This window comes from Thalassospira lucentensis, from assembly GCF_032921865.1.
Lineage (GTDB): Bacteria > Pseudomonadota > Alphaproteobacteria > Rhodospirillales > Thalassospiraceae > Thalassospira > Thalassospira lucentensis_A.
In genome coordinates this window covers 250,421-272,755 of record NZ_CP136684.1, presented here as the reverse complement: position 1 = coordinate 272,755, position 22,335 = coordinate 250,421, and the positions used below count along the sequence as shown (strand labels likewise).

Annotated in this window: 18 protein-coding genes; 3 read left to right on the top strand and 15 right to left on the bottom strand. The window is 53.4% G+C overall.

Annotation, left to right across the window (positions count from 1 at the left end; genetic code table 11):
• Nucleotides 1-51: 51 nt before the first annotated feature.
• From R1T41_RS01950 to R1T41_RS01895, 12 genes are read right to left on the bottom strand one after another with little or no spacing between them, the layout of a single operon-like run.
• Entirely contained in the window at nt 52-720 is a 669-nt protein-coding gene (locus R1T41_RS01950; RefSeq protein WP_317339589.1) for an RraA family protein, read from the bottom strand.
• Complete coding sequence (locus tag R1T41_RS01945) at nt 663-1,442, bottom strand: IucA/IucC family C-terminal-domain containing protein (RefSeq protein WP_317339588.1); 780 nt, start codon at nt 1,440-1,442, stop codon at nt 663-665. Before R1T41_RS01945 ends, R1T41_RS01950 begins: the two co-directional genes overlap by 58 nt.
• The gene (locus R1T41_RS01940; protein WP_317339586.1) at nt 1,429-2,244 is read right to left on the bottom strand and encodes an ABC transporter ATP-binding protein; all 816 of its coding nucleotides are present in this window, start codon (nt 2,242-2,244) and stop codon (nt 1,429-1,431) included. The genes R1T41_RS01945 and R1T41_RS01940 overlap by 14 nt, the downstream gene beginning before the upstream one ends.
• A gap of 10 nt (nt 2,245-2,254) precedes the next feature.
• On the bottom strand, nt 2,255-3,283 hold the full coding sequence (locus R1T41_RS01935; RefSeq protein ID WP_317339585.1) for an iron ABC transporter permease: 1,029 nt from the start codon (nt 3,281-3,283) through the stop codon (nt 2,255-2,257).
• Entirely contained in the window at nt 3,276-4,268 is a 993-nt protein-coding gene (locus tag R1T41_RS01930; RefSeq protein WP_317339583.1) for an iron ABC transporter permease, read from the bottom strand. Before R1T41_RS01930 ends, R1T41_RS01935 begins: the two co-directional genes overlap by 8 nt.
• Before the next feature lie 34 nt (nt 4,269-4,302).
• Nucleotides 4,303-5,349 carry an iron-siderophore ABC transporter substrate-binding protein gene (locus R1T41_RS01925; protein WP_317339581.1) on the bottom strand — a complete coding sequence of 349 codons (1,047 nt, stop codon included), beginning with the start codon at nt 5,347-5,349 and terminating at the stop codon, nt 4,303-4,305.
• 21 nt (nt 5,350-5,370) lie between these two features.
• Nucleotides 5,371-7,251, bottom strand: a complete 1,881-nt coding sequence (locus tag R1T41_RS01920) for an IucA/IucC family protein (RefSeq protein WP_317339579.1) — start codon at nt 7,249-7,251, stop codon at nt 5,371-5,373.
• Nucleotides 7,235-8,029, bottom strand: coding sequence for an HpcH/HpaI aldolase family protein (locus R1T41_RS01915; RefSeq protein ID WP_317339578.1), 795 nt, complete (start codon nt 8,027-8,029; stop codon nt 7,235-7,237). Before R1T41_RS01915 ends, R1T41_RS01920 begins: the two co-directional genes overlap by 17 nt.
• Before the next feature lie 2 nt (nt 8,030-8,031).
• Entirely contained in the window at nt 8,032-9,879 is a 1,848-nt protein-coding gene (locus R1T41_RS01910) for an IucA/IucC family protein (protein ID WP_317339577.1), read from the bottom strand.
• A gap of 38 nt (nt 9,880-9,917) precedes the next feature.
• A complete protein-coding gene (locus R1T41_RS01905) occupies nt 9,918-11,339 on the bottom strand; it encodes a DHA2 family efflux MFS transporter permease subunit (protein WP_317339575.1) in 1,422 nt (473 codons plus the stop codon).
• The gene (locus R1T41_RS01900; RefSeq protein WP_317339574.1) at nt 11,329-13,953 is read right to left on the bottom strand and encodes a diaminobutyrate--2-oxoglutarate transaminase; all 2,625 of its coding nucleotides are present in this window, start codon (nt 13,951-13,953) and stop codon (nt 11,329-11,331) included. Before R1T41_RS01900 ends, R1T41_RS01905 begins: the two co-directional genes overlap by 11 nt.
• Nucleotides 13,946-15,763 carry an IucA/IucC family protein gene (locus R1T41_RS01895; protein WP_317339573.1) on the bottom strand — a complete coding sequence of 606 codons (1,818 nt, stop codon included), beginning with the start codon at nt 15,761-15,763 and terminating at the stop codon, nt 13,946-13,948. Before R1T41_RS01895 ends, R1T41_RS01900 begins: the two co-directional genes overlap by 8 nt.
• A 736-nt stretch (nt 15,764-16,499) precedes the next feature.
• On the opposite strand from R1T41_RS01895, the gene R1T41_RS01890 reads away from it, so the two are divergent.
• On the top strand, nt 16,500-16,694 hold the full coding sequence (locus tag R1T41_RS01890) for a hypothetical protein (RefSeq protein ID WP_317339571.1): 195 nt from the start codon (nt 16,500-16,502) through the stop codon (nt 16,692-16,694).
• A 74-nt stretch (nt 16,695-16,768) separates the two neighbouring features.
• Here R1T41_RS01890 and R1T41_RS01885 read toward each other — a convergent pair whose 3' ends face one another.
• Nucleotides 16,769-17,419, bottom strand: coding sequence for a GntR family transcriptional regulator (locus tag R1T41_RS01885; protein ID WP_317339569.1), 651 nt, complete (start codon nt 17,417-17,419; stop codon nt 16,769-16,771).
• Nucleotides 17,420-17,540: 121 nt separating this feature from the next.
• Between R1T41_RS01885 and tcuA the strand changes: the two genes are divergently transcribed.
• Together tcuA and tcuB are read left to right on the top strand one after the other, a co-directional pair.
• The gene (tcuA, locus tag R1T41_RS01880; RefSeq protein WP_317339567.1) at nt 17,541-18,929 is read left to right on the top strand and encodes an FAD-dependent tricarballylate dehydrogenase TcuA; all 1,389 of its coding nucleotides are present in this window, start codon (nt 17,541-17,543) and stop codon (nt 18,927-18,929) included.
• Nucleotides 18,913-20,043, top strand: a complete 1,131-nt coding sequence (gene tcuB, locus R1T41_RS01875; protein ID WP_317339566.1) for a tricarballylate utilization 4Fe-4S protein TcuB — start codon at nt 18,913-18,915, stop codon at nt 20,041-20,043. The genes tcuA and tcuB overlap by 17 nt, the downstream gene beginning before the upstream one ends.
• 69 nt (nt 20,044-20,112) lie before the next feature.
• Here the strand turns inward: tcuB and R1T41_RS01870 are convergent, their stop codons facing one another.
• A complete protein-coding gene (locus R1T41_RS01870; RefSeq protein WP_317339565.1) occupies nt 20,113-21,522 on the bottom strand; it encodes a sensor histidine kinase in 1,410 nt (469 codons plus the stop codon).
• A complete protein-coding gene (locus tag R1T41_RS01865) occupies nt 21,519-22,181 on the bottom strand; it encodes a response regulator transcription factor (protein WP_114109854.1) in 663 nt (220 codons plus the stop codon). The genes R1T41_RS01870 and R1T41_RS01865 overlap by 4 nt, the downstream gene beginning before the upstream one ends.
• Nucleotides 22,182-22,335: the final 154 nt, after the last annotated feature.

Here is a 22,335-nt window from a genome sequence, read left to right as displayed (position 1 = left end):
AAAATTCCCCGTGATTATCTGGTCACGGGGAATTTTCATGGATACAGGTTTCTATCTGCGGCTTTCAGCCAGTTTTGCGAGAAGTTCCAGCCGTTTTCGTTCATCCTGTGCCTGCTTTTCCAGAACAGGGTCGATCAGCCTTGCGGATTGATCAGGGGAGAGGATGAAAAGGCCGTCTTCATCGCCGATCACCATGTCGCCCGGGTGAATTTCCTGACTGTCTATTACGGCAGGGGTGTTGATTTTTCCGCCCAAGTCACTTTTTTGCGTGGTAACAGAACTCATGCCCTTGGCAAAAACCGGGAAAGGCAGGTCTTGCAGAGCCCGGATATCCGTTACACAGGCATTCGTTACAATACCGACGACACCCTTGATCATGGCGGCAATGGTACGCAGTTCTCCCCAGCAGGCATATTCCGCGTGGTTTGGCATCGAGATGACAAGTACGTCGCCGGGCCGACTGTTGATTAATGCATGATAGAGGGCACTGCCGTCCGTCCCGTGCAAGGTTACCGTCACCACATGTCCGAGTAGCCTGCTGCATTTGGTTTGGGCTTTGATATTTCGAATATATCCTTCTGTGGTCAGGTGACCGATGGAGGATGTGTCCACAGCACGATACCGTTCAACAAGATCTTGCGGGATGCTTCGGCAAGACGGATTTAGTTCGAGCATTTTCTTTTCTTTCCGGACGGCAAAAGAAGCGGACAGGTCGAGCAATATTCTTGCGGCGGGGTTAGGTAATAATAGCAGCAGGTTTTGCGATAACGGATTTCGCGTTCTCCGGCTGGTGTTTTGTCGAAATAGAACCGCTGGAGGGGATTGTCTTTGCAGTCAAAGAGGTCGCCGTCTGCCTCGGTTGTCAGATAAGCGAAGTCTTCCCGAATTTGCCGAGCAGTGTCCGTGTCACCGATGGACATAAGGCGACGTTCATAAAGAGAATAAACCCTGACAGCGGTATTTTCCCATAAAATGGAAAGGGTAACGCCGGACGCCTCGTGCAGGGCCAGCCACAGACGGGCGAGATTGTCGGAAAAAAGTCTGCGGCATACATCTTCGCGCCAGGTTTCTCTCGCACCGGGGGCTGGCAGGGTTGCTTCCAGATTGTAAAGATACATGGAAGATTGCCATCGCTTTGAATCGTGGCTGTAATCAATCACACAATTCTCAAGCGAAAGATCAAGCCCGTCATTGTAGGCGCTCATGGGATAAAGGGCGGCAGAAGTTGTGAGAAAGGCAATGCGCTTGCTTAAAAGTGAAGCCGTGATTTTGCGCGACCGGGAGCCCAGAAGACGTCCGACCTCGTTTAGTATGTCGCGGCAGATATCCTTGTCGAGGATCTCTGGCCCATGCACGGAAAGGCCGGGTAAACCCGCGGTTGCCGATTTAAGGCCGCATAAGGAATGCAACTCGTCCATCCGCTGGTCATCAAGGGCATGCATGGAATTCCTCCGGCCTTGACGTATTGCGTCCGTGGGGGATGCAGATCGGTGTGCCGTTCAGCGGGTCGGAAATGATCCGGCATTCCAGATTAAATACGGCACGGATCATGTCTTCTGTGACGATATCGTCCGGCTTGCCCTGATCATATATCCGGCCGTCTTTCAAAGTGACAAGATGGTCGGCATAGCGGCAAGCCAGATACAGGTCGTGCAGGACCATCACAATGGTTTTGTTCGCATTCTTGTTCTGTTCGTGCAGCAGTTCCAGAATATCGATCTGATGGGAAAGATCGAGATAGGTCGTGGGTTCATCCAACAGAATGATATCGGTGTCTTGCGCCAGCGTTAGCGCGATCCATGCACGTTGCTTTTGCCCCCCGGACAGTTTTTGCAAAGGCCTGTTGCGCAGATCGGTCAGTTCTGTTGCTTCCAGGGCACGTTCCACCATTTTTTCATCGGTGGCAGACCAGCCTTGAAACCAGCTTTGATGCGGGTAACGTCCCTGTCGAACCAGTTGATAAACTGTCATTTCTTCGGGGGCATCGGGACCCTGCGGAAGAATGGAGAGACGTTTGGCGATGTCAGAACCGGAAATCTGAGAAATCGGTTCGCCCGCAAGGAATACCTGTCCGGCGATTGGTTTCAGAAGTCGGGCAAGGGCACGTAGCAGCGTTGATTTGCCGCAGCCGTTGCTGCCGATCAATACCGTGATTTTGCCCTTTGGAATGGCAAGGTCGAGTTCCTTGATGACAATGTTTTTGTCATAACCAAGTGTAAGGGCGCGGCTTTCAAGCGATAACATAAGCGTCTCTCTATCTTTGGCGGTAGAGAAGGTAAATGAAAAATGGCGTGCCGATTGCGGAGACAAATATGCCTGCAGGCAAATCCAGCGAGCCGAACAGTGTGCGTCCTGCGGTATCTGCGATCAGGACCAGAAGGCCGCCGATGCAGGCCGTCGCGGGAATTTGCAAAGTGATGGTGTTCTTCACAAGACAGCGTGTGATATGCGGGGCCAGCAGGCCGACAAATCCGATGGCACCGGCATAGGCCACTGCAGAACTCGCCAGAATAACGCAGGCCCCGAGTGCGATCAGACGAACGACTTGTACCGGTATACCCAGGCTGGTGGCCACATCATGGCCCAAGAGCAGGGTATTCAGTGTTCGCCCCAAAAAGATCAGCGGAGGTAAAGGCAGTAATACCCATGGAAGGATGTGACGCACATCAGTCCAATCTGCACCATAGACGCTGCCGGTCAACCAGATATAGGCCGATAGGTTCGTCATTTCGGTGCTGAAAACCATCAGCAAAGTGGTCAGGGCACCGAAAGTGGCAGAAATGCCGATGCCGATCAGGATCAGCCTTGCCGGTTCTACGGTTCCGCTCCATGCCAGAAGGAAGATCGTAATGGCGGCAACGGCCGACCCGGCTGAGGCGATCAGCGGCATCCATGTCACGCTGACGATCGGCGCCAGCCAACCGAAATAGATGACGACGGCAACCGAAGCACCGCCGGTGATGCCGATGATTTCGGGAGAGGCAAGCGGGTTGCGTACCAGGGTTTGCAGGATAAGACCTGAAACTCCGAGACCCGCCCCGACCAGAAGTGCCATAGCTATCCTGGGCAAACGCAGGCTCTGGATGATAAAGCCATGCGGGCTTTCACTGGCTCCGAACAATTCGTGAATGACGGTCAAGATCGGAATATCTTCCGGGCCCGCTGCCGTGGCGACGATGGCGATCAGGGCTGTAAACAGCATGACCAGAATAAGGACCGGCAAGGCGGTACGGTCAGGGTTGTCGGTCCTGTGTCTGCCAAGCGATGTGAAAATATTATCCATAAGAGAAATTCCGCCGGGCAAGAATGACAAATAACGGAGCACCAATAATTGCGGTCATTGCACCGATCGGCAGTTCTTCAGGCATGATAATCTGACGTGCGATAACATCGGAAACCAGCAGCAGGACCGCACCGGCAAGACCGCTTAGCGGGATGAGCCAGCGATGATCACTGCCTGTCGAAAGCCGAACAATGTGTGGGACAATCAAACCCAGAAAGGCGATATTTCCGACAGCAGAAACCGCACTGCCGGCAAGCACGACGACCAGTACCGCAATCAGGGTTTTCAACAGAAATGTATTCTGTCCCAGACCTTTGGCGATATCTTCTCCTGACATGAGAATGTTGATGTGCCGTCCGATGAGACAACTGACCGCGACAGCAGCCGAGATATAGGGCAGAACGGGCAGGAAAGCATCAAGCGTGCGTCCGGCAAGGGAGCCGGCCAACCAGAACAGAATACGGTCAAGGCCGTCCTGATTGATGACCAGAATAGCCTGGGTGAAGGATATGAAAAGGGCTGTCAGGGCCGCACCGCCCAAAACCAGCCTTGTCGGGGTCAATCCGCCATGCCCAAGACTGCCCAGCATATAAACGATGCTTCCGGCCAGGGTTGCGCCGGCCATGCCTACCCATATCAGGCCATGTCCGGCGAAAGACGGAAACAGGGTAGAAACCAGAACAATCATAAAGATCGCACCGCTATTGATGCCCAGAATGCTTGGCGATGCCATGGGGTTTCTGGTCACGGCCTGCATCAGAACGCCAGAAATTCCAAGTGCGGCACCAACAAAACAGGCAATAACAGTGCGCGGCAGTCGGCTGCTGATCACGATGACATGTTCGACGGAGTTTTCGTCAAACCGGACGAGCGCCAAAAAGGAATCCCCTAGCGATACCGGATATTGTCCCATGGTCAGACTTGCACTGAAAGACAGCACGAACAAAAGCGCCAGCAACAAAAGTGCTTTGAATTCCTTACTCATGTCGCGTTTGTTTTCTTGATTGTCATACTTGTCTTCACTCTGTCAGGGGCGGCACATCGTAAATTCTGAAAAGGTCATCAAGGATCATGTTTGCGCCGATGATCCCGCCAGAAAGGCTCCAGACGATTTCGTCAACCTTGTAAATCTGGCCTGAGCGGCTGGCTTTCAGTGTTTTCCACAAGGGATGATTGCGCCAGTTATCATAATTCTCGTCCACGGCGGGGTTTTCGGAACGCAGGAAAACGAAGAAGGTGTCGGCATTCACCGTTGGCAAAGCTTCCTTGCTGGTAAGCTTTTTGTAAATCCAGCCATTGGTATCGGCAAATGAGGAATGCTCAAATCCAAGTTCACTGAGGATCAAACCGGAAAAGCTGTTGCGAGACAAAAGGCGGAGATGATCCGCCCGGAAATTAAGCAAGGAGACTTCGATCGGCCAGTCCATGTTGTCCCGTGATGACAGGACCTGACGGAAATGTTCTGTCCTGCGGTTCCAGTCAACAAGAAGATCGTCTGCCGCTTGTTCCTGATTTAAGGCCAGCCCCATCAATTCAAGTGTCTGTTTGAAATCAAAGATTTCTTCCAGAAAAATGACGGGTGCGATGGCCGACAATTGTTGATAGAGCGTTTCGTGGCGGAATTTCGAGGCGATAATCAGATCGGGTTTGAGCGCGACAAGACGTTCCAGATTAGGTTGGGTTTCCAGCCCTACAATGTCGGCGTTCTTCAGCGCGTCCCGAAGATAGGGATAAACAGGTTTGTTGACCCATGATTCAACGACGCCGACCGGAATAACCCCAAGTGCGACGGCCGTATCGGTTGCGCCCTGAAAAAGGGTGACGATCCTTTGGGGGGTGCCGGTTATCTTTGTTTCCCCCATGGAATGGGGGATGACGCGCGTTGTTTCAATGCTTTGCTGCTGTGCCAGAGCGGGCTGAAAAACAAGACAGCAGAAAACCGCCAAACCCGTCGCGATAAAAAGCGACGGGTTGGAGAAATGCGTTTTTATCTTCCGGGGCTGCTTTGGCACTGCAAGACGGTAGATGGCGTTCCAGATGAAAGTAAATCCGGACAATTTGGTCATAACCTCGTCTCTCGTTCTTTCTTAAGGGTCAATATTCTGAAACGGGTTCTGCACCTTGCCTTTGCCCCAGGGCATGCTTCCCGGTCCGCCCGCGCGGGCAATGATTGGCCGAACAAGCTGCTTATAGGGCCAATATGGCGTATCGAACAGTTGTTCTGCAATCATTGTGCGATCTTCCTTGTTGAAACTCGCATTATCGAGCGCGTGGATAATCGCGCCTTTCATCTGTTTCCAGAATTCTGAAGCTTCGATGTCATAGATATTCGCAAGGGTTTCCGCGATGGCACGCAGATTAACCTGTATGCCAAGCGTTTGCAGATAGAACAGAAGATCTTCGGGGCGATCATGGTAAAGGGTGTTGGCATAGCCCTTTTTGATACGGTACTCGGGATCTGACAGGCCGTTGCGTTCCAGCCAGGGAACAAAAATGCGCAATGAGTCATGATCACGTAGCAACAATCCGTGCGCCCGACCATCCTTCCAGACCATCACTGCATTTTGCCCGTGAATTTCAGCCAGCATACCAATTTTGAACATACGGAAATTGATATCGAAGAAGGTCTCGCAGACTTCCCGGAACAGGGTCAGGATGTTGTTTTCCGTCCTCGCCATATCGCGGTAATTCAGCCATTCGTCAAAGAAATGAACCCTGCTTCCGGGCAGCGGAGTTCCCAATGCCGCCATAGGGATCAGACGATACTGATCGTCTTCCAGGATTTCCGGATAGGTACGAACCATGGCAGACAAATGGCGAGGGCGTTCGTCAAACAGGCTTGTGTCTTCGGGGAAGTAAGCCCACCAACTGGTTTCGTCACAGACAAAAACGCGGCTTTCAAGCGCGGTATCAAGCTGCAAACCTTTACGTAGCAGGGCTTCACTGAGGTTGCCGTTGATCATTTTGACCGCAGGCAGGTATCTGGAAGCTGCCAAAGAGAATATATGCATGGGCAGTTTCAGATAGTTTCGGGTCGGGGAAAGTGGCGCCATGGATCGCAGGGACGATGTGGCCTTTACCCGGTAACCCTGAAAATCCAGGATGTGGCAGGTGCCGTCCTGAAGTTCCTGGTCATAGTGCGGCCTGATATAGTGATCAAGCTGCCAGGGATGAACAGGCACGGCTATGTGGCTTTGAGACAGCCCTTTTTTCTCCATCTCTTTCTGGAGCGCGGTGTTGCAATCTGGGGAAAGCAAGGCATCTGCAATAGATTTGCTGCGGCTGTTTTCAACACCTTCGCCCAGCATCAGACTATCTGCTTTTACCGCAATCCAAACAAGGGAGATGTCCTTGTCGAATTCGGCCATGAATTGGGCATATTCCTCGTTTGACAATCCCATTTTTGCCTTGGCAACAGGATGATAGGGGCGATCACGCAGGGATGCCCATTGCTCCATGATCTGGAAAAAATCTTGCGGGGTTTTTGAGAGAAGCCGGTTGGTATCGATCTGATACGATAATGACAGCGCCATCTGTTCTATGCTGGTTTTTACCATGTCCGTAAAAACGGCGATCCCTTCGCGGCTGTCGGGGCTTTCGTTGATCAGTTTGCGACATACCAGATCAAGGAATGACAGGCATTCCAGATGATAAAATCCGTCTGCCGACTTACCAACCAGACGGCTGTTGCGCATGAGCTGGAAGGGATAAAGGACAGCTTTTTCAACGGCTGCGTAAACAAACAGGTCGTCAGACGTTGTCCAGCGCCAGAGCATGCCAGAAGAGGGGGGCCTATCCAGACCAAGGTATTGCAAAAGTTCGCTGGTTTCCTGTGTTCCGGGTAGATCGGAAAAGGCAATCAGATCGGATTTCTGGTTCTCAAAATATTCTTCTGCGTGGAGGCCTTCAAAAAGGTCCTGGCAAATCAATCGATCTGCTTTGGCAAGCTTGTCATCTATCGCGTTCATGGTTTTTCTCTGCCCCTGCTTTTGTGGTCTGAAGCTTGTTCTGCAATGCTCGAAAGGCGATGCCTCGTTCTTCACCCAGAACGAATGTATGAACACCTTTACGGATCCATTTTTCGTGCTCGTCGGGTTCGCGCGGTATGGCGCAGTAAGGGATCGCAGCCCGGCTGCATTCACGTTGAAGATTATCCAGGCATTCCTGTATTTCCGGGTTTTTGATCTGCCAGGGCATGCCCATGGACTGGCTAAGATCGGCTGCCCCTTCAAGGATCATGTCGAGCCCGTTGACAGCCAGAATGTCATGGATGTTATCTAGCCCGGCCCTGCTCTCGATCATGGCAACGACCATGACCTCTCGGTTAGCGAAGGTCATGTAATCAGCCAGGCTGTTTTTACCGAAAGCACCAGGGCGACCGCCATTCAGGCTCCGTCTGCCATTGGGGTGGTAGCGAGCAGCGCTAACAGCGTTTTGCACATCCTCTGCGCGTTCAACCATTGGAACCACTATGCCCTTGGCCCCGGCGTCAAGCACACGCAGGATCCCTTTCGGGTCTGTGTCGCCCACCCGTACCAAAACGGTGATCTGCAGGGCATCACCGGCACGGATCATGTTTTCAAGGGTTTCCGGATTGACCAATACGTGTTCGGTATCGATGATCACGAAATCGAAACCCGCCTCGGCGATCATTTCTATCGCAGTGGGCGAGGGGATTGAACAGAACAGACCATAGGCGGGCTGCCCGGCCTGGATTACCTTTTTCAATTGGTTTTCGGTCAGCATGGCTATGGCCTGTATGCGTAAAGGGGATTGGCGACATCCATGAAGCGTGGTTCGCTATCCCCAAACAGGCGGCGTTTGGTCAATTCTTCGACCTGAATGGTCGGAGCAAAGACGTCAAAGCATTGATAGCGTTCTGCGTGTTGGGGATTTTGTTCCTGATATTCCCGGATAACGCCTGCGGTTGTCTTCCAGAACCATTGTTCCGCCAACCCATAATTGGCATTGAGGAAAATGCCGATCTCGGCAAGGCAGATGAAGAAAAATGCATCACAGGTGAAATCGCGAACGGCATTCAGGTCGTCAGTGATAATGAAGGAATTCCTGTTCAGTCGCAGATGGCTGGCTGGTGCTGCATGCAGTTTCGCGGCCTTGTGGGGATGGGCAAGTGCATCCGGGCAATAGCGCACGCCATCGTGAAAATCCTTCAGGGCGATACGCACCGGCCAGCCGTCCTTGTGGATCAGAACAATATTCTGCCCATGGGATTCAAGTCCGACACCCTCTGCCAGTAACAAATGTATTATGGGACGAACGGCAACCCGGATCAGTTGCGCGCTCCAATCCTCTCGACCGTGGGTTTGTATCCAGTCATCAATGATCGGTTTGCCATTGCGTTGTATGTGTGTAAGCCCGTTAAACGGTATTGCTGCCTCACCGGGGCGCAAATATTTCGCCATGCTTTCCCGCCAGACGCTGCCTAAACCGCCATAGGCGGTGGTGCGCCGGTGTTCGGGCAAGGTTTCGTAATCAAAGCTGACACCAAGGAATTCGCGCAGGATGACAAAATCCATTTCCCCGGCGCTTTTGTCATTGTCGATCAGATCTTGCAGCCAGTCGGTAATGACGGGGCCGTTTCTGACCGTGTGATTGGCCAGAATTCGGGTGCTTGATGTATTGGTGAGGTGCATTGCCACCTTGAGATAGGGGCGATCGGGTGCATTGACATTGGCCAGTGTACGAATGGATTGCTGTGCGTGATAGGCGTCACTGCCACGACCAAGATAAATCAGAATACCGTCGCGTATTTCCCGGTGGAAGGCGGTGACAAGCTTTTTGTCCCACTGCCACGGATGGACCGGTAAAAGCCGGACATCGTCGAAAGTCAGTTTGTTGTCGCGCAGAACAGTTTCGAAATGTTCAAAATCGGACGGGGCAAGCTGTTCCTGAATGACAGAGGCATATTCGTAACTGCGGGAAAGGCCGATATCGGCATGATCTTTCCGTATCGCCAGCCAGACAAGATGAATGTCCTGACGGAATTCCGGTCCGTAGGCAGCATTGTCGGCAAGTGAAAAGCCGATCCGCGACTTGTAACATGCATGATAGGAATGGGCGTCCATGATAAGCCCTTCCAAGCTATTGTAGTCATGCCTGAATGCCGACAAATCAGCCGGAATGGGCTGGCTCAGGGACTGAACATCCTTGATAAGGGTTTGCTCCAGTTCCTCGATAAACTGCGTCAGATTGACGGTACCGGGAATGTGGCAAAGAACCTCGTCAATAAAGCCCGTCAGGCTGGCATCGGTCGTCTGTTGCGCGTCGGCAGACTGACATCTGGCGATGCCGGACAGTTTGATTTGCCCGAAGCTTTCCTTGCACTGCCCCTCAAACAGGTAGCCGACAGTTGCACCGCTGCGTTTCTGCCCTTCGATCAGAAACATGATGCCGTTATCAGTTTCCCGCGTTTGGACAGGAACGATTTTCTCGAAAATCAGCGTTTGCACCAGTTGCTTGAGAACCCGCTGCTCGACACTGGCAAAGCAATCCCGGTTTTGTCTGCTGATCCAGGAATAGACGGCAGTGTCGCGGGTTTCTCTTTCTCGGGGAAAGGGGAGAGTGTTGACATTCATGGGCTCGTTTCCCGTTTGCAGTATTCATGTAAGGATGATCAGAGGTCTGGCCTCGGGGAGACTGGTGCCTGGACAAACACCTTTGACGGCAGGCGACATGCCAAAGGCAGAAGACCCGCAATCAGTAGACCCGTTGCCAAAAAAACCTGACTGATGGCCGCCATTTCTTCCTGTGCCGCAGGGGCATGTGTCTGGCGGTGCCATTCAAGATAGGCGGATGCGATGACAATTCCGGCGGAAGACAGGATTCGTCTGGAAATGTTATTCATCGCAGCACCCTGCGTAAGGCGGTTTTCCGGAATGGCATTCAGACCTGCGGTCGTTACCGGCATGTAGGAAAGTCCAAGTCCGATGCCGCGCAGGATCATCAGGGCAAATATCACCCACAAGGGAGTATTTGCATCGCTTGCGCCCAACAAAAATGCTGCAATGCAGGTGATGACAAGGCCGGTTGTGACGGTGAGCCTGGGGCCGTGCCAGTCAAGCCAGCGACCGCCAATATTGACAAAGATGCTGCCGGAAACTGCCGTGCACAAAAGTGCTGCGCCTGTCCATACGGGGCCATATCCCATCACGGTCTGAAGCTGCAACGGGATCAGGATGAGCGTTACGAACATGCCGACCGATTGTATGGTCGTGATCACAATGCTGATCCGATAGCAGGGATAGGTGAACAGGCCGAGATCAAGCAGGGGGGCCGGGCTTTTGCGTTCCGTTCTGATGAAGTAGGCAAATGCAAATACAGCAAGTATTGGCAGACCCCACATAGCCAAAACAGGAAGTATTTCTTCTGACAGAAGGTTCAGCCACATCATTGTCACGGCAATCGCCAGCGTGGCAGACAGAAACCCCCTGGTGTCAAAAGGCTGCCTGTCATTTGCATCCTGCCGACCTGTCGGCAGGCCAACGAGAGCGACAACAAACGCGCTTAATCCGAATGGGATGTTCATGATGAACAGGACCTGCCAGCTTGCCAGTTCCAGTGCTACCCCGCCGACAAAGGGCCCGACAGCAGGGGCCAGCATGACGGCAGTGCCCCAGATGCCGGTGATCCTGCCGCGTTTTTCTTTCTCATAGACGGAAAATATCAGGGGCAGCGACAGAGGGATCATCAATCCCCCTGCAATACCCTGAACTATTCGTGCCGCAATCACCCAGTTGATACCGGGGGCAAGCGCGCCAAGAGATGAGCCGCAAACGAACAGGCCAAGCCCGATCAAATACAGGCGCCGTTTGCCGTACCGGTTACTCAGATAACCGGTAAGCGGCATCGTCAATCCCATCGCCATCATAAAGCCCGCAACGATCCAGCTTGCAAGCAGAGGGCCGGTGTCGAAAGTCTTCATGAATTCCGGCACGGCCGGGTTGAGCGCACTGTTGTTCAGGCTGACCGTCAGGGTTCCCAGCAGCACCGATACCATCACCACCCGGGGAGGCAGGTTTTCAATCTTATTCTGCAACGTTAAGTGTCCGTTGTGCGCAGTTTTCGGCGATTGCATCGCTGAAGATGTCGATGATTTTCAACATTTCGGCATTGCTGATGATCAGAGGCGGCAGGAACCGCAGAACGGCGGAATGGCGTCCTCCGACCTCAAGGATAAGGCCTCGATCAAAGCAGGATTTTTGAACGGACCGGGCGAGAGCCGGATCTGCTTTCGGATAGCCCTGGATATCCGATGTGCGATCCTCGATCATCTCCACGCCCAGCATCAAGCCGCGCCCGCGAACATCGCCAATTTGCGGGAAGGCTGTCTGAAGGTTTCGAAGGGCGGATGCAAGTTGCTGGCCGATAGCCGCAGCGTGCCCGGCAAGATCATTCTCGCGAATGTAGCGCAAGGTGTTTCTGCCTGCGGCCATGGCAAGCTGATTACCGCGGAAGGTTCCGATATGGGCGCCGGGTTGCCATTTATCGTATTTCCTGTGATAGGCGATAACAGATAATGGCAAACCGCCGCCGACAGCCTTGGACATCACAACGATATCGGGTGTGATGCCGGAATGCTCGAAGGCGAAAAGTTTTCCGGTGCGTCCGAAGCCGGTCTGCACCTCGTCAATGATCAGAAGTACGTCGTGTTCCAATGTGAGCTGGCGCAATTCTTTTAGCCAGTCATCCGGGGCAGGGATGGCACCGCCTTCCCCCTGAACAGCTTCCAGAATGATGGCTGCCGGTTTGGTGACGCCGCTTTCCGGATCGCCAAGGACAGAACGGATGAAATTGAGACCGGCTTTTTCGCCGGCCCTGCCGCCGAGCCCGAAGGGGCAGCGATAATCATAGGGGTAAGGCATGAAATGGACATTGGGCACCAACCCTTCCAGTGCTCCCTTCTGGTGCAGGTTGCCGCTCAGGCTCATGGTTGCGTGGGTGCTGCCATGATATCCTCCCTGGAAAGACAGGATAGTACTGCGACCAGTCGCAATTTTTGCCAGCTTGATCGCGGCCTCGACACCATCTGCGCCGGTCGGCCCGCAGAAATGTACGCGCGCATCGCGTGAGAAGTTTGCGGGCAGGCAAACGAGCAGTTCGTCAATGAACGCTTCTTTCGTGGCGGTTGTGATATCAAGGGTATGCAGCGGCACGTTGGCATCGATCATTTCCCGGATGGCATCGGTGACAACATTATGATTGTGTCCGAGTGCCAGCGTTCCTGCGCCGGCAAGACAGTCGATATATTCCTTGCCATCCATATCCGTCACGGTCAGCCCCTTTGCATGCCGGATGGCAAGAGGGAACCTGCGGGGATAGGTACGAGCACTGGATTCACGGTTTGCCTGTTGCTGCAACAGATCGGTGTTGCTGACTTCTATTGCCGTGTAGTCCCTTGTTGTGTGAGCGGTTCCTGTCGTCTGTGACTTCGGCCCGACCGGGATGAAGTCGATCAGGGGTTTGGGGTGACAAAGAAAATCGACATGTGAAATGTTAAAACCATAAGCACCCGCCATTGGCAGAACCAGCAGGCTGCCGACCTTTACGTTTTCCAGTTCCCGGTCCCGGCTTAGCACATCCTTGGGCGTGCATAATTGGCCGACAATGTCGAATATACCCGACTGGGCCGGACTGTTTCCCGGGCGTGACAACGCATCAGGGAAGTGAAGAACAGGATGATTATGGTTCTGGGCAGCAGGCAGTCTGAATTGATGGGTTCCGCCGCGGCATACAAGGAAACGACGGGCGTGGCTTTCCTTGATATCGAGAACCTCAATTCCGTAATATCCGCAAAAAGCGGTGATGAACCGCCCCGGTTCCAGCCGGATTTGGGGCGGGTTTTCGGTTTTGCGCAAGCTGTCTTCAAGATGCCGGCAGAAGCCGGTCCAGTCGAATTGCTGAGCTTCAGTGTAATTGACGCCGATACCGCCACCGACATTGAGATGCGTCAGGGTGCCAGGATCGCGTGTCAGGGATTTCCATTCGGGCCATTTTCCCAGATAAAAATCGATCAGGGTCTGATGACGCCTGCAGTCTGTCTGATGAGACATTGCATGAATGTGGAACCCCTTCAGTTGAAGGTTCGGGCAGTTTTCCGCCAGTGCGATTACTTCGGGCAGTCTGGCTTCTTCGATGCCAAACGGCGTTGCGGTTCCGGCCATTGACAGCTTTGTCTGCATGTTTTCGGGCAAGGCCGGATTGATGCGGATCAGGATATTCTGGGTTTTGCCGAGTTTACGGGCGGCAGCATCCAGCAGGCCGAGTTCATGTATGCTTTCGACATGAATGAATTCCACGCCCTTTCTGATCGCGGATTCCATATCCGATGTCAGCTTGCCCGGTCCGGAAAAGACGAAAGGCTTTGTCAGGCTGCAATTCGCGATACGGGCAATTTCCCCGCCCGAGGAAATTTCAAACCCGTCAACCAGTGGCGCAATGGTTTCGAGAATTTCCGTTTCGCTGTTGGCTTTGATGGCATAGTAAAGTTCCACCCCTTTGGGCAGCGCGGACATGACCTGATTTACGTGGTTTTTCAGTGCCTCCAGGTCATAGACAAAAGCGGCAAGAGGATCGGGTGTATCCTCGGCCAGCGCTTTGAAACGGCTCAGCACGGCTTCGCTGACGGTCCTGGACATGTCTGTGTTATTCATGATCGCATTCCTCGCTGTGCCACGGTGCTTTCAATGTGACGTAACCGGCATTGCGATCAGCCTGGGCGGCCAGTCGCACTTTGAAGTTGGTTTTGCAGGCCACTTCGCCGCTGGCAATCAACTGATCAATCTCAGGGGGCGGGCCGTGAAGGTCGCGGGAAATTTGGTGAAGTTCGCGACGGACCTGCTGCCACATGGTGTTTGCAAGTCCGGGACTGTTTTCGCTTAAGGCCAGAATGGCCTCGCTCAGATTGTTGACAAAAAGGCAGTAGCTGATGCGCCGCCACCCGGCCTCTCGGCTGTATTCCATGGACTGGCGGACAGTCGGGTGAACGGTTGCGTCAATATGCGCGATCCCCTTGTCCGAGGTCAGCTTGACCCCCTCGTAATCGCGCAGAAGCAGTCTGGCAACATGGCCATTTTCATGGACGATGACCGTATTTTGCAGATGCGGCTCCATGACGATGCCGTGATTGTAAAACAGGAACAGAACCGGCTTCAGAAGCGCTTTCAGATAGCTGGTAAACCATTCGAGTTTGGCGCGGTCATTCTGGTCAAGCTTCCAGCGGGCAAAGTAACGGGCGCAATTGGATTGCAGGTCAAGATCGCGGGCAAACAGGGTGGCGGCGATCACGCATTGTTCGGCACCTTCGGTCTTGCAGAAGTTGCGGCGCAGGATTGCGCCGGTTTGTTCCCGAAACCAGATGTCATCTTCGGGATCAGCATCTTCGGGGCTCCAGCTGATTGTGGCGGGTTCTTCAATCAGGTTCAGGCCCCCTGTGGACGTGGCGGCGGTGCTGGTCAGTTCGCGAAGAAGACGGTTGATCCTGATCGTGCTTTCGAGTTCGTACCACGCATTTTTGCGAACGCAGTTTGTAATGCGGATATTCAAGGAGCCCTTGATGAAATAGTCGTGCCCATCGATATACATCGTCCGGATCGAGGCGGTGGGGCGGGCATGAAAACCTGTTTCACCGAGATCGCGGATCATGCCTGTCCGTAAAAGGCGCTCGACGCGAGGGTCTCCAAGAAAAAGCCTGGCCTGAACAGGGTGCAGTGAAATCCGTGCATATCCCGGCGGGCAGTTGCTTTGATCCGCGATGCCGTCCAGCACGTCTGAATGGCTGGTGTCATCGGTTCGGATATTCAGCCCGGATGACGGGACCTCAAGCACATGCATCCGTACCTGCGGGGAAAATTCCGGCGAGTAACGGGCAACCGGTGCGTTATCGGGCCAAAGCCGTGCTTTCGGGGCCGGGTGGGACGGATGACCGAACCATAAATTCTGCTCGCTTGCGATATAGTCGCGGAAGGGATCGGGTTTTAGGATTTCGGCATGCAGGGCGATTTCTTCGCTCAGCGTGATGCTGGACTGAATTTGTTTTAGCAGCTCGCCATTGACCGGTGTCTCTGGCGCTGCACAGCTTGACAGAAGGCGGGCGGCAAGCAGTTCCGGGTCGAGCTGTTTCCATCGTCCGCCGGGCAGCTTGCCGTAGATATGCGACAGGTAATATTGACTTCCCATGCCGGATTTCCGGTCAACGAGCACAAAGAACTCGGATTGGTCGGGCATGAAGACATGCATCGGAACAATGTGACCGGATGCATGTGTAATCTCGACCGGAAGACGATCACGATCCTTGGGCCATTGATAGCGGATCAGACCCTGGGGCAGGGCAAATTCCTTGACCAGACAATTGAAAAGCGCGTGCGCTGGTGGCGATTGTGCAAGTGTTGACGGTCTTGCACCAGATTTTGACAGGGGCGGTTGCAGGGTTTGCTCTTCTTTTTGGATCGTGATTCCAGCCATGGTCTATGTCCTTGTTTCTATTGCTGAATAGAAATTCGTCACCTGTCTTTCCCGGCTAAGTGCATATCTCTGTTTGACATTCTTCTGTCAGTTAGAGATGTGGTTTATATTTAAGGTTGTTGTAATGTTTTATGGCTCATTTATTGCGGGCACGCTAATGATATTAATAATGATTGTCAATCGCGAAATGGGGGCGGGGGAAATTTTCACAAAACCGATATTTTCGCGGATCGAGAGATGGTGCTGAGAGCGCCAAGAAAAGGTGCCAGTGGCACGTTTTAAGCCGAAAGTCGGGCATGGGGGTGAGCCCGCGCGCAGATTGCGTGAAGCCCCATCCTGCATCCTATCCGGTGCCTGCTACCCCATGCATTTTGTGAAAAAGTTCTTGATTTGTTCTTTTGTTTGTGGCATAAGTGAAAAAATCAACGGGAGAAATGCACCCGGACCGAAACCCGCAAGGCCTTTTAGGCTCTGCGGGTTTTTGCGTTTGGGGCCGGATGAAAGAGGTGATCAGGATGCAGGGACAAAGATACAGACAGGGCGGCGGGGTGATTCTCAGGATATTGACCGGCGGCTGGCGGAGTCATTATGGCGGCGTTCTACCCGAGGATTAGGGCTGGGGGACTAACTCGATCATTTGTCATGACGGGAGAGGTGCGTCTTGTCGGGGAACGGACCCCGAATTTGCCGGAAGCGGCAGCGAAGGTAGCAGTGGCAGCATTGGCAGCATTGGGTTGTGGCCGTCGGTGGTGGACAGGTCGTTTCGGCCCTTTTGGCAGACTGGCCCCAAGAGAATCTGCGTAAGGCCAAGGAAAATGGCGCGCTGCTTGATCCCGAGGAAGTATCAGATGCGGTGATTTACATGCTGTCGTGCCCGCGTACGGTGACGATCCGGGATATGATCGTATTGCCCACCAACTTTGATATCTAACTTTACGACTACCGCATTAGAGTATGATTATTTGGATAGATAGCGAAACGATCATCCCAAATAAAAATATCATCTTACTCACGCAATAGCTTGATCCGCAGCCTTTGAGCGCTTCGGATGTGATGTCTTGCATCGGTATCGGCCTGATCGGCGTTGCCGGACCGGATGCTGTCGATAATGTTCTTATGTTCCTGATAGGCACTTTCGGGGCGGCCGTCATATTGAAGCGTCGTACCGCCCAGAAGCGCCATTGAATTCGATAAAGAATTAAGTGCATCAATAAGATAGCGATTGTTCGCCGTTCTATACAGCGCCTGATGAAAGAGCCGGTTTGTTTCTGCAACTTTCACCGGGTCCTGCCCGTTTTTCAGCATCAGTTCATTCAGATCTTCCAGTTCGGCGATTTCAAGCTCTGATGCGTGGCGCGCGGCATAGCGGGCGGCTGTTCCTTCCAAAACTTCGCGAATTTCATACAGCTCGATCACTTCGCGATGATCGAGTTCCTTGATGACGGCCCCGTGTCGCGGCATGTGGATCAGCAGCCCATCACTTTCCAGACGCCGAATGGCATCGCGCACCGGGGTGCGGCTGATTCCAAACCTTTCAGCAACTTCTACCTCGCGGATTCGGGTTCCCGGCTTGAGTTCGCCATGCTGGATGGCTGCCAGAAGCTTTTGATAGGCAACTTCCCCACGGGGCTGGTGATCGGCGGAATCTGGGCTCATGAGAAGGCACCTGCTTTGTTCTGTCTGGTTTTTAACTTGACACAAGCATGCTGAAATCTCAAGTTTGGAGACAATTGTATACAAGAGTATCCATTGAAATACGAAAAAAGGTGGAGACGCCGTGAAAACTGAATCCGATCATTATGATGTCCTTGTCGCGGGCGGCGGGCAGGCGGGGCTGATTGCCGCGATCGTCGCTGCGGAAAAAGGCGCGCGCGTCTGTCTGCTGGAAGGGGCACCCAGAACCCATCGCGGCGGGAATACCCGCCATACCCGCAATTTGCGACCCATGCATATTGGCCCCTTGTCGGTTTTAAGCGGCACTTATGACGAGGCGGAATACTGGGATGACCTGATGCGGGTGACCAAGGGGAAAACCAACGAAACACTCGCCCGCATGACCCTGCGCCAATCGACAGAAGCCGTTGACTGGCTCGAGGCGCGCGGTGTGCAGTTCCAGCCGCCACTTGGTGGAACCCTGCATTTGGGCCGAACGAATGCGTTCTTCATGGGCGGGGGCAAGCAACTGTTAAACGCCCTTTATCGGCATGCCGATAAGCTTGGCGTTGAAGTTCATTACGATGCGATGGTCACATCCGTAGAGATTTCGGAAGGAAGATTTAAAAGCCTTCAGGTTGGTCATCACACCATTTCGGCAAATGCGTTCGTTGCGGCAGCCGGCGGATTTGAGGCGAATATCGAGTGGCTGAAAGAGGCATGGGGCGATATTGCCGAAAATTTCCTGATCCGGGGGACGCCCTATAATCGTGGTGATTTGCTGCGCATGCTGCTTGATGCCGGGGCCCGGCAGACCGGGGAACCCAATCAGTGCCATGCGGTGGCAATTGACGGACGCGCGCCAAAGTTTGACGGCGGAATCTGCACGCGGGTTGACTGCGTGTCGCTTGGCATTGTGGTGAACAGGAATGCCGAGCGATTTTATGATGAAGGCGAGGATTTCTGGCCAAAGCGATACGCGATCTGGGGCCGCCTTGTTGCGGACCAACCTGATCAGGTGGCCCATGTAATTATTGACCAGAAGGCGCGTGGTGCCTTTATGCCCCCCGTTTTCCCGGCCGTGGTCGCCGATACGATTGGCGAATTGGCCCAAAAGATCGGTCTGGATCCCGCGACGCTTGAGAAAACCGTTGCCGACTATAACGCGGCGGTTCAACCGGGAAAATTTGATCATACCGAACTGGATGGGGTTCATACCAGCGGGCTTGCGGTGAACAAGACCAACTGGGCGCGGACACTCGATCATCCTCCCTATAGCGCCTATTGCCTGCGGCCGGGCATCACATTCACCTATCTCGGGGTGGAAGTCAGCGAAAAGGCGCAGATGCAGATGGCCGACGGGACCGAAAGCCCGAACATCTTTGCTGCGGGTGAAATTATGGCCGGAAACGTTCTGGGCCAAGGATATCTTGCCGGGATTGGCATGACGATTGGAAATGTGTTTGGACGAATTGCAGGAAGGGAGGCTGCCGATTATGCGCTCAACCGATAAAACAACCGAAGCCGCCCGCGTTATGTCGATCTGCAATGCCTGCCGTTATTGCGAGGGACATTGTGCCGTTTTCCAAGCGATGGAACTGCGGTTGGAATTCAATTCCGATACGCTCGATTATCTGGCAAACCTTTGCCATAACTGCGGGGCCTGTTATCACAATTGCCAATATGCGCCACCGCACGAATTTCAGCTTAACGTTCCGGCCGCGATGGCAGAGCTCAGGCAGGAAAACTATGGCGTTTATGCGTGGCCGGGCTTTATGGGCAAGCTGTTTGCCAATAACGGTCTTTGGGTCAGTTTTCTGTCAATCGTTGTGATCACGCTTTTTCTGTGCGGAACGGCCATTTTAACCTGGGATGATTTCTTTTCAGCGCACGAAAACGCATTTTACGGCGTGATTTCGCATGATGTCCTGGCCGCAATGTTTGGCGCGGTCGGTGGATTTGTGCTGCTTGCGCTGCTGGTTTCGATTGTTAAATTCTGGCGGACAATGAATTTGCCAAGTCCTTTCAGACTTGATTATCCCCGCGTCATGCAGGGGATCAAAGATGCTCTTTCGCTGAAATATCTGGATGGTGGCAACGGGCAGGGATGCTCGTATCCAAGCGAAACGCCCTCCATGGCAAGGCGTTGGTTCCATCAGATGACATTCTGGGGCTTCATGCTGTGCTTTGCGGCCACATCGTCGGCCACGGTCTTGCATTATGGCTTCGATCTTCCCGCACCTTACAGGTATTTGAGCCTGCCCAAACTGTTTGGCATTCTGGGAGGACTTGGTCTTACTGTGGGGCCGGCGGGGCTGCTGATCCTGAAGGCCAGGGCAGATGCCGCCCCGAAAGGCAAAACGAACAAGGGTATGGATGTCAGTTTTCTGGTTCTGCTGTTTTTGACAAGTCTGACCGGACTTTGCCTGATGTTTGTGCGTGATACGCAATATGTCGGGGTGATGTTAAGCATCCATCTTGGTGTTGTGATGACGCTGTTTCTGTCCATGCCATATGGCAAGTTTGTGCATGGTTTTTATCGCCTGATCGCGCTGATTGTATTTGCGGTCGAAAAGAACGATCACAAGCAGGTAGTCGGCGTTTGTCCGGACAAGAAAGCGGCCTGAACGTCAAAAGACAAAAGACCGGCGCGCGACGTGCCGGTCTTTTGTCTGCAACGAGACAGATAAAACCGGTTAGCGCGGGAATGCAATCCGCACCTTGAGGCCCACACCGTCTTTGCCGTCTTCAAGGGACATAACTGCCTGATGTGCGTTGGCAACTTCTTTGACAATAGCCAGTCCAAGGCCACATCCTTGCCCGTTTTGCTCATCAAGGCGCACGAACCGTTCCAGAACCGTATCGCGGTCTTTTTCCGGGATACCGGGGCCGTTGTCTTCAACCTCCAGAACCGGACCTACTGCAACGCCGCGACCAATGACACGAACCGTCACAATCGTGCCGGGAGTGCCATATAAAATGGCATTCTCGATCAGGTTGCCAAGCATTTCCTGAAGCAGAACTTCGTTTCCTGTTTCAATTTCACAGTTCATGCCCTCGCTTTGATCGTCGAAACCAAGATCAATGTCGTGGCGGATCGCATAGCGAACCATCCCGGATGTCACCGAGGCGGCAAGGGCCAAGAGGTCGGTCTTCTCGTAGCGGACAGCCTTTCGGCCTTCCGGTGACACCCGCGCGAGGTTCAGAAGCTGGTTGGCAAGTCTGGCCGTCTGACGGGTTTGACTGACGATACGTTCAAGAGCTTGACGGTCTTGTTGGTCGCTGGCATTGCGCAAAGCCCATTCGGCTTCGGCCTGTACTGTCGCAAGCGGGGTACGTAGTTGGTGTGATGCATCGGCGATGAAACGCTGATTGGCCGTGATTGAGCTTTCCAGACGCGCCAAAAGTGCATTGAGAGATCTGACGACCTCAGTGACCTCCTTGGGCATGGCATGGCGAATTGGCCGCAAATCATCAGTTGATCTGCGGCGGATTGCCTGTTGAAGGCGTCTTAAGGGGGCAAGTCCGCGTGAAACGCCGATCCACGCGAAAACGCCGCCGAGAAACATCAAAACCAGAAAATCAGTGGTCGATCCCAGAAGTTCATCATAAATCAGATTGTCGCGTTCACGACGGGTCTGGCTGACATCAATGGTGACCCAGCCATAGATGTTCGACGACGGATTGGAAACCAGATATTTCATGGTTACCGCGCGTACGTCCTCGTTGCGATAGTGTGCGTTATAGAAATGGGGGACACCCGGTTCCAGCGTAACACCATCGGGCAGTCGAGGCAGACCAGAATCCCCCGTCACAAACGCCCCGTCCGGACCCTGCACCCGGTAATATGTGTTTTCGCGGGTGAACTGCTCGAGCAGCAACTCGATATCACGCGATAGCAAATCGCCCCTCGAATTGATTGCGTGTTCGGAAATCGTTACCGCCAGGGCGACCAGAAGCCGGTCCTGAATACGGTTGGCCATTTCGCTGACGGTCAGATAGTTTTTGGCCAACAGCCCGAATGCCAGCATTAATCCAGGCAGCAAAAGCCAGCGCAGGAGCCTTGCGCGCAATGATGTTGATATGGCGGTAGCGTTTTCGGTCATTCGTCAATCATATAGCCAAGTCCGCGAATAGTCCGGACTTCGACATCACCGGATGCAATTTTTTTGCGCAGGCGACTGATGTAAAGTTCGATGGATTTTACGCTGGCCTCATCATCAAAACCGAACAGATGCAGGGCGATTTTTTCCTTGCTGATCACCTGGCTTACGTTCAGCAGCAGGATTTCCAGCACACCACGTTCGCGCGGTGTTAGCAAAACGGGCTGTCCATCAATCGTGACGGACCGGTCCACCGAGTTGAATGTCAGTTTTCCAACCGTAATGGCGGGATTACGCTGCCCGATATTGCGCCGCAAAAGTGCGCGGGCACGGGCTTCGAGTTCCGACAGCTCGAACGGTTTGACCATATAATCGTCTGCCCCGGCATCCAGACCGGCGACACGTTCATCCAGATTGCCGCGTGCGGTCAGGATCATGACGGGCAAATTGATTTTGCGTGCGCGTACGGTTTTCAGAATTTCAATCCCGTCCAGTCCCGGAAGCGATAAATCGAGAATCAGAAGATCGAAGGTTTCCTGCAGAACAAGTCGAAGAGCATCTTCGCCATCATGAACCAGATCGACAGCATGATCGGTCTGCCGTAGGGCAGCAGCGATTTTGTCAGCCAGAACAAGGTTATCTTCTACGATCAGGATACGCATTCTGCCTAAATAACACCGAAAATGACTTCGAAAATGAAAAATTTGACCCTAGACAGCAAACTGACAGCTTTTTCGTTTAGATTTTGCGTCATAGGCAAACGGCACTCCCGGCAACGACCGGTCAGAAGAACAATAACAGCCGAAAGCCTGAATG

Coding starts and splice junctions, on each gene's coding strand:
- R1T41_RS01910 (WP_317339577.1), bottom strand. CDS start 9,879: ATGAATGTCAACACTCTCCCCTTTCCCCGAGAAAGAGAAACCCGCGAC.
- R1T41_RS01930 (WP_317339583.1), bottom strand. CDS start 4,268: ATGAGTAAGGAATTCAAAGCACTTTTGTTGCTGGCGCTTTTGTTCGTG.
- R1T41_RS01945 (WP_317339588.1), bottom strand. CDS start 1,442: ATGCATGCCCTTGATGACCAGCGGATGGACGAGTTGCATTCCTTATGC.
- R1T41_RS01900 (WP_317339574.1), bottom strand. CDS start 13,953: ATGAATAACACAGACATGTCCAGGACCGTCAGCGAAGCCGTGCTGAGC.
- R1T41_RS01940 (WP_317339586.1), bottom strand. CDS start 2,244: ATGTTATCGCTTGAAAGCCGCGCCCTTACACTTGGTTATGACAAAAAC.
- R1T41_RS01920 (WP_317339579.1), bottom strand. CDS start 7,251: ATGAACGCGATAGATGACAAGCTTGCCAAAGCAGATCGATTGATTTGC.
- R1T41_RS01935 (WP_317339585.1), bottom strand. CDS start 3,283: ATGGATAATATTTTCACATCGCTTGGCAGACACAGGACCGACAACCCT.
- R1T41_RS01915 (WP_317339578.1), bottom strand. CDS start 8,029: ATGCTGACCGAAAACCAATTGAAAAAGGTAATCCAGGCCGGGCAGCCC.
- R1T41_RS01865 (WP_114109854.1), bottom strand. CDS start 22,181: ATGCGTATCCTGATCGTAGAAGATAACCTTGTTCTGGCTGACAAAATC.
- R1T41_RS01895 (WP_317339573.1), bottom strand. CDS start 15,763: ATGGCTGGAATCACGATCCAAAAAGAAGAGCAAACCCTGCAACCGCCC.
- R1T41_RS01885 (WP_317339569.1), bottom strand. CDS start 17,419: ATGAGCCCAGATTCCGCCGATCACCAGCCCCGTGGGGAAGTTGCCTAT.
- tcuB (WP_317339566.1), top strand. CDS start 18,913: ATGCGCTCAACCGATAAAACAACCGAAGCCGCCCGCGTTATGTCGATC.
- R1T41_RS01925 (WP_317339581.1), bottom strand. CDS start 5,349: ATGACCAAATTGTCCGGATTTACTTTCATCTGGAACGCCATCTACCGT.
- R1T41_RS01870 (WP_317339565.1), bottom strand. CDS start 21,522: ATGACCGAAAACGCTACCGCCATATCAACATCATTGCGCGCAAGGCTC.